The 7,123-nt window shown below is 54.6% G+C and carries 5 protein-coding genes; 3 read left to right on the top strand and 2 right to left on the bottom strand.

Annotated features, from left to right (window positions below; genetic code table 11):
- The coding region (locus ACETWG_11665) for a DUF3160 domain-containing protein (protein ID MFB0517243.1) at positions 1 to 1,488 on the top strand (1,488 nt) is incomplete at its 5' end.
- 129 nt (positions 1,489 to 1,617) lie between these two features.
- Positions 1,618 to 4,086: a DUF3160 domain-containing protein gene (locus ACETWG_11660; GenBank protein ID MFB0517242.1), complete on the top strand. Its 2,469-nt coding sequence runs from the start codon at positions 1,618 to 1,620 to the stop codon at positions 4,084 to 4,086.
- Between the two features lie 62 nt (positions 4,087 to 4,148).
- Here ACETWG_11660 and ACETWG_11655 read toward each other — a convergent pair whose 3' ends face one another.
- Both ACETWG_11655 and ACETWG_11650 read right to left on the bottom strand, forming a co-directional pair.
- Positions 4,149 to 5,258, bottom strand: coding sequence for an AI-2E family transporter (locus ACETWG_11655; GenBank protein ID MFB0517241.1), 1,110 nt, complete (start codon positions 5,256 to 5,258; stop codon positions 4,149 to 4,151).
- Between the two features lie 53 nt (positions 5,259 to 5,311).
- Positions 5,312 to 5,833, bottom strand: coding sequence for a cyclic nucleotide-binding domain-containing protein (locus ACETWG_11650; protein MFB0517240.1), 522 nt, complete (start codon positions 5,831 to 5,833; stop codon positions 5,312 to 5,314).
- Positions 5,834 to 5,953: 120 nt separating this feature from the next.
- Between ACETWG_11650 and ACETWG_11645 the strand changes: the two genes are divergently transcribed.
- Positions 5,954 to 7,123, top strand: a 1,170-nt coding sequence (locus ACETWG_11645; GenBank protein MFB0517239.1) for a murein hydrolase activator EnvC, incomplete at its 3' end; no start/stop codon positions are given.

The following is a 7,123-nucleotide window of genomic DNA, read 5'->3' as shown; positions in this document are numbered from 1 at the left end:
TTTCTCACGCTATCACCGGACAGCCTGGCCAACTCCTTCCTCCTCGATGAGTTCATGATCGAAGCCCAGAAGCTGCCCGAGCCGAAAATCCCCAACTGGATATACAATACCTACATCACCTATAAGGGCTTCCGCTTCATGGGGCAGCGGTTTATTCCTGATTCTTACATGTTTGCTCACTTAATCTATCCCTATGTCGGCAGCCCGGAACATCAGCGTTGGATGCCCAAAGGATTGGATATTATGACCATTTTAGGATCGGAGCGGGCCTATACGCTGCTTGATTCGGTCTATCAGGAGACCGCTTACGAGAACTATCCTGAAAAAATCAGCGAATTTAAAGCGGAGTTTACCGCCCTGCCGGCAGAGACCTGGGCACAAAATCTGTATTGGAACTGGCTCTACTGCCTGATGCCGCTACTCTACGAAAAGGGAGCGGGTTACCCGGTCTTTATGCAGACCCTGGCCTGGGCGGACAAGGAACTCCTGACCGCGCTGGCCTCATGGGCCGAGCTGCGGCACGATACCATTCTCTATGCCAAGCAAAGTATGAGCCCGTGTGGGGTAGCACCGGGGCCCCCTAAAAGTTACGTTGAACCCAATCCCTTCCTGTATGCCCGTTTAGCCAGCCTGGTGCGCTATACCAGCGAAGGCCTTCAAGCGCGTGATCTTCTTCTGGCGGGATTTAGGGCTAAGCTTGATCTGTTCGCGGAATTACTTTTGTTCCTGAGAGACATTTCCATCAAGGAGCTGGAAAATATTCCCCTCTCTACATCGGACTACGAAAATATATTCTGCTTCGGCAAGGTGATGGAGGATCTTGTCACTGAGGTCAAGGATCCCCAAAAGCCCTGGGAGAAGGAGGCGGATGACATGGCGGTAATAGCCGATGTTCATACCGACTCGAACACTGACCGGTGCCTGGAGGAGGGCGTTGGCTATCCGCTGGGAATCTTTGTAATTGTAAATGAAGGTGGGACGATCCGGATCACACAGGGCGCTATATTTTCCTACTACGAATTTATTCAGCCGATAGCCAACCGGCTGACGGATGAAGCCTGGCGGGAGATGCTCGCCGGGAGCACACCGTCCGAGCTGCCTGAGTGGGCATCGAGCTTCATGGATATCACGGCAGCGCAGCCGTCATTCTGGCTGGATTCTCCCGATAACCTTTACCAACATGAGTTTCTAGTGGGCGGATTGACGTCGACAGAGATAATTCCCAGGACGATAAGGCTTGAACAGAATTATCCCAATCCGTTTAATGCTGCTACGACGATTTCATTCCAGTTGCCGAAAAGACTATTCGTTACCATTGCGGTTTATGATATTACCGGGCGGTTGGTAGACATCCTGGTGAGTGAGGAGAGAGAGGCAGGTTTTCATACGGTCAGCTGGGATTCAGAGAAAGTCGCGTCAGGCATTTACTTATACCGAATCGTGGCCGGTGAGTATTCCGCCATCAGGAAGTGTATAGTGCTGAAGTAAATAGGCGGTAGAATTTCGATTGATGTTGTTATTAATGCTCAAGGCTATTAAGTAGAAGAAACGGGGATCTCAGAAGCGTTTGATTTGATGACAGGGTCATAATTTGAAACCTCGCAGGGGGGAAATATCATGAAGAACCGGATCTTCAGTATTACCGTATTTAGCGTCCTGCTTATTGTTCCACTGAAAGCCCAGATGCTGGCCGATATTACCAGCGATGTGGAGACGGAATTCGGCACCTACCGTCCCTATCTAGTGGATGTGATTCCCTCGCTAGAACCTTACACCGTCGAGTCTGATTTCAGCAACGTGGTGAATTTTGCGGATTACGATTTTTCAGCGGCTGAGCAGACGCTCCTCCTCCAGAACGGCTTCGTAGCCCGCTTCCAACCCAACCGGCAGCAGGGCACGGGCTACAAGCAGATATATGATATTTATTATGAGTGCCGGGATAACCAGATCCCCATCTTCGTGACCAGCGATGCCCTGCTGCACACTTTCCACATCCTGTACGACTATACCCTCCGGATTATGGAGCTGGATCAGTTCGTTCCCGATCTGGATAGCCTTACGGCCGCCCTGGTTGTCCGCGCGCAGGAGCATTATGCCGCCATCTCCGACTCCGCCCTCAAGCAGGCCGCTTTGAAAAACCTGGCCTATTTCTCGGTAGCGGCCGTCCTGCTGGACAGCACCTTCACCGTCCCCGATGATGTGCAGGAAATCGTCCAGGAGGAGCTGGACCTCATCGGGGCACATGCCGGTCCCGCTGATTCGCCCATTTTCACTTACTCAGAGGATTACAGCCAGTACGTCCCCCGGGGGCACTATACCCGCAATGCAGACTTCCAGCGCTTCTTCCGGGCCATGATGTGGTACGGCCGCATCACCTTCCATCTCAAATACCCCTTCATGCCTGAAGCGACCATCAAAGAAGCTACCCGGCAGGCGCTTCTACTTGTTCATGCCATGCATAATATCCCCACCAGGGGCGAGTCAGCCCTGACCGTCTGGGACCGAATCTATGCCCCGACCGTGTTCTTCGTGGGCAAGGCGGATGATCTGACGCTGCACGACTATGCGAGCGTGATGACCGAGGTATACGGTGGCGATTTTGCCCAGCAGCCCGTAGACATCTTCGCTGATCATGTCTTGCTGGAACAGTTCCGGACATTAGCCGACGACCTGCCCTGGCCGGAGATCAATGCCTGGAAGAAAGGCTTCCGGTTCATGGGGCAGCGCTATATTCCCGATTCCTACATGCTCGATCAGCTGGTCTATCCTTTTGTGGTGAACCGGCTCATGCCCAGGGGCCTGGATGTCATGACCGTGTTAGGCTCGGAGCGGGCCTGGCAGATACTGGACGATTATTATAACGAGCACAGCGATCACCAATACGTCGCGCAGATAGATACCCTGAAGGAACAATTCACTGTCCTGCCCGCTGCTACCTGGGCCCAGAACCTCTATTGGAACTGGCTCTATTCGCTCATGCCCCTGCTATTCCCCAAAGGTGAAGGCTATCCTACCTTCATGCAGAACCAGGCCTGGGAAGACCGGGAACTTATCGCCGCGCTGGGCTCATGGGGTGAGCTGCGGCATGATACGATTCTGTATGCCAAGCAGAGTGCAACGGAGGTGATTAGTGTACCTCCCCGGGCACCGTTTACCCCGGGCTATGTGGAGCCCAATCCGCAGCTGTATGCGCGGCTGGCGGCCCTCACGGCATTCATCGCCGAGGGACTTGCGACCAGGGATTTGTTCTTCCCGGAGTTCGATTGGCGGTATGATGATATGGAGGAATTGCTCCTGTCTCTGAAGGCCATATCGGAGAAAGAGCTGGTCGGTCAGGACCTTTCAACCGCTGACTATGAAGTGATCATCAATATTGGCGAAACCCTAGACGAGCTTACTTCTTTTCCCGCCGAATTGGAGTTTGAATCGGACACGGATGAAGATATGGCTGTCGTTGCCGATGTGCATACGGACTTTAACACCTTGACGGTGCTTGAGGAAGGGGTCGGGTATCCGCTCAGTCTCTATGTGATCACGGAAATCAATGGCCAGTTGTACGTGACCCGTGGTGGCATGTTCTCCTACTACGAGTTTGTCTGGCCCATGGCGGATCGCCTGACGGACGAAGCCTGGCAGGCCATGCAGTCGGGTGAGGCTCCCCAGACGTTGCCGGAGTGGGTCGAGAGCTTCTTTGATGACCAGCAGGAGCTCTCCAACCCTGATCCCCAGCATGTTCATGCGATGTACGATGCCTTCGTGGGTCTGGAGAATGGGGACCCGGTCCCAGCGAGGTATCGTTTATACCAAAACCACCCCAATCCCTTCAATCCCGCCACCGCCATCCGGTTTGACTTACCTGCGGCTGCTGCGGTCAGGCTGGTGGTGTATGACCTGCTGGGCCGGGTGGTCGTTGTGCTGGTTGATGGGCGGATGGAAGCGGGTTATCACCAGGTAATCTGGAACGGTACCAGCAGTGATGGCCGTGAAATGCCCACCGGCATCTACATTGTCCGCCTGCTTGTCCCGTTGCAGGGTGGAGAAACGCCTGCGTTCACCAAGAGCATCAAGATGGTGTTGATGAAATAGCTACTTTCTGAGGCTGGGAACTTGAGCTGCGCGATACGCCGGCTTGAATTGGACGCAGGACCCTAAATAATCCGATATGCTCTAAGCCCCCACACCACCTCTACGAGGGTCACTTTCAAGACCCCATAGGCGGGGACGGCGAAGAGCATCCCCAAAGGCCCCATCAGGGAGCCGCCGATCATGATCACCACAATCACAACCAGGGGGTGTATCCCCACGTTGGCGGACATGATCTTCGGAGAGACGAAGAAATTGTCGATGGCCTGGACGGTGAGGAACATGGCGATGATCACCAAGATCACCACGGCGTTGATCCCGGCCGGTTGCGGGGTCATCAGGTAGACGGCAATTGCGGGGACCATGCCGACAAAGGGGCCGATGAACGGAATCAGGTTGGCCAGTCCGGCGAGCATACCAATAATGACGAAGTAGGGGATTTTGATGCCCCCAAACTGGGCGATCAGGAAGAGCCCTATCGTCGAGAGGATGCCCACATTCAGGGCGGCCATTCCCTGACCACGAAGGTAACCGCTTACCTGGGCCTGAATTTTCTCCAGCAGATTTAGGGTCATTTCGAAGTAGGCGTTGGGCACCGCTCGCATGAAGAGCACCTTGAAGTTCCTCGATTCCAGCAGCAGGATAAAGGTGAAGACCAGCACGAGGACGAGTTTGCCGACTATATCGGCGAGTGCGAAAACAATGCCAGCGAGGCTACCAGCGAGGTCGGAGAGAAAGGGGGGCGGGGACTCGACCACGGAAAGAAGGTATTCTTCGGCCCTCGGTTGCGCGGATTGCGGAATGATCGCCAGCACCGATTCCTTCAGGTTGGTGATGAGTTCTTCCAGGTTTTTCCCTTGAAAGGACGCGACCAGGGTATTTGCCTGTTCGATAAGCGTTCCCCCCAGCATATATACTGCCCCGACGATGATGAGAATGATGGCGAGATATACAGTCAGGACGGCCAGCAGGCGGTTGCCTGCGAAGTGGCTTTCCAGCCAATTGACAAGGGGAGCGAGAATACTGTATAAGAGCAGGGCCAGGACCAGCAGTAGCAGGACCGGGGCCACATGCTTCCAGAGCAGTATTACCGCAGCGAGGGGGACAATGATCTGCGAGCTGCGAATGAGGGTTTGCAGGAATTTCCGTGCTGGCGTGAGGGACTCTGCTGGCATGTCAGAAGCCCGGGACCAGGCCTGTCCGTCGCCTGCTTGGAATCCAGCGGCGGTTAGGATGACTCACGGTTGTTCTGCTGTTGGGCCTGGATGAGCAGGTCGTTGGTTTTGCGCAGGCGTTGGGCGATGACGCTGGCCAGATTAATAAGGATTTTATTGCCCAGATTCGGGAAGCGGGTGAGGATATCTTTCAATTCGGGGCGGAAGAAAGCGATGACACGCGTGTCGGCGGCGGCCAGGGCGGTGGCGGAGCGGTTCGCTTCATCAACAAGCGCCAGGTCTCCGAAAAAGTCACCGTCGTTAAGTTCAGAATAGATGATTGGATTGTCCGGGTCCTGGTTGTTAACGATCCGTACCTGTCCCTTAATGATGATATACATTCCGAGTCCAGGATCGCCCTGGTGGAAAATGGCCTCCCCGGCATGGTATTCACGCTGGTGGATGATGTTCTCAACCGCTCTGAGTTCTCTGCGTGAGAGGCCCCTGAAAACGGGAACGTGACTGATTGCGAGGGCGGTTTCGGATAACCTTTCGTCATGCCTGCGGAAAATGTTCTCCCAGATGGCACTGCGCATAAGGATAAGTTGGCCTTTATGAATCCAAAATGTCAAGTGCCTAAAGCTCAAAACCGTTGCTTAATCGCAATACCTCTTCTACCTTTAATTAATATGTATTTTTCTTTTCGGCCAATGCTGATGGCAGTGGTGTTCACGCTCACTCTGGCGGCTGGTCAGAGTTTTCAGGAACTGGAAGAGCTGGACCAGCAGATTGTAGCCAAACAGGGTGAGCTGGAAAGTCTGCGGGAAGAAATTCGGCTTTACGAGCGCCGCATTGCCCGGCAGGAGCAGGAGGAGAAGGATGCCCTGAATGTCCTTTATAACCTGGAGGAGCGTATTTCCCTTACCAGCCGTTTGATCCAGGGTTTAGAGAGTGAGAGCCGGCAGCTGACGAGGGCAATCAATCTGACGCAGAAGCTTATCAAGGAAAGCGAGGCGGAGATCGCCGCCTTGAAGGCGAAGCTGGCCGAGCGGTTTGTCCATGTATACAAGCAGCGGCGGGCATCGATGCTGGAGTTGATTCTCACCTCTGACAACTGGAACCAGGCCACATACCGGGCTAAATACCTAAAAGTAGCGGCTGACTATGATCGCTACCTCACCAACAAGGTGAAGCAGGAGATCGAGCGTCTTGAAGGGCAGCAGCGGCGACTGTCCCGGGATCGGATTCGGAAGCAGGAGGCGCTCCGGGAGAAGGAGCGGGAGGAGGTTCTGCTGCGGGAAAACAAAGTCAAACACAAGGCCCAGATAACCAATATCAAGCAGGATCGGTATAATAATGAGCGGTTACTCCTCCGGAAAAGGCAAGCCGCCGTGGACATGGAACGGATTATCGCCGGTCTGGAATTCGACCGTGAGAAGCGAGCTGAGGAGCTGGCGGAAATGCGCCGCAAGCTCGACCTGGCCACGGTACCGGACATTACCTACTATAAGGGTAAGCTGCCATGGCCCACTACCGGTCGGGTCGTGGCCTATTTTGGACAACAGCGCAACCCCGAGCTGAACACCATTACCGAAAATCCTGGTATTGATATCCGCACCCAGCCGGGCACGCCTGTGAGGTCGGTCCTCGATGGCCTGGTGACGACCATTACCTACATTCGGGGCTACGGCACCACGGTGATCATTGACCACGGCAAGGACCTGTACACCGTCTACACCCACGTTGAGGACGTAGCGGTTGTCGAGGACCAATATGTGGACCAGGGCCAGCTCATCGCCCGTGTAGGCACTGATGGTAGCCTGGACGGGTCGAAGCTCCACTTTGAATTGTGGGCCAATCAGCAGAAGCAGGATCCGGCGGCGTGG

It is taken from the genome of Candidatus Neomarinimicrobiota bacterium, assembly GCA_041862535.1.
Classification (GTDB): Bacteria; Fidelibacterota; Marinisomatia; order SCGC-AAA003-L08; family TS1B11.
This window is presented reverse-complemented; position numbering and strand designations above follow the sequence as displayed.

Coding starts and splice junctions, on each gene's coding strand:
- ACETWG_11660 (MFB0517242.1), top strand. CDS start 1,618: ATGAAGAACCGGATCTTCAGTATTACCGTATTTAGCGTCCTGCTTATT.
- ACETWG_11655 (MFB0517241.1), bottom strand. CDS start 5,258: ATGCCAGCAGAGTCCCTCACGCCAGCACGGAAATTCCTGCAAACCCTC.
- ACETWG_11650 (MFB0517240.1), bottom strand. CDS start 5,833: ATGCGCAGTGCCATCTGGGAGAACATTTTCCGCAGGCATGACGAAAGG.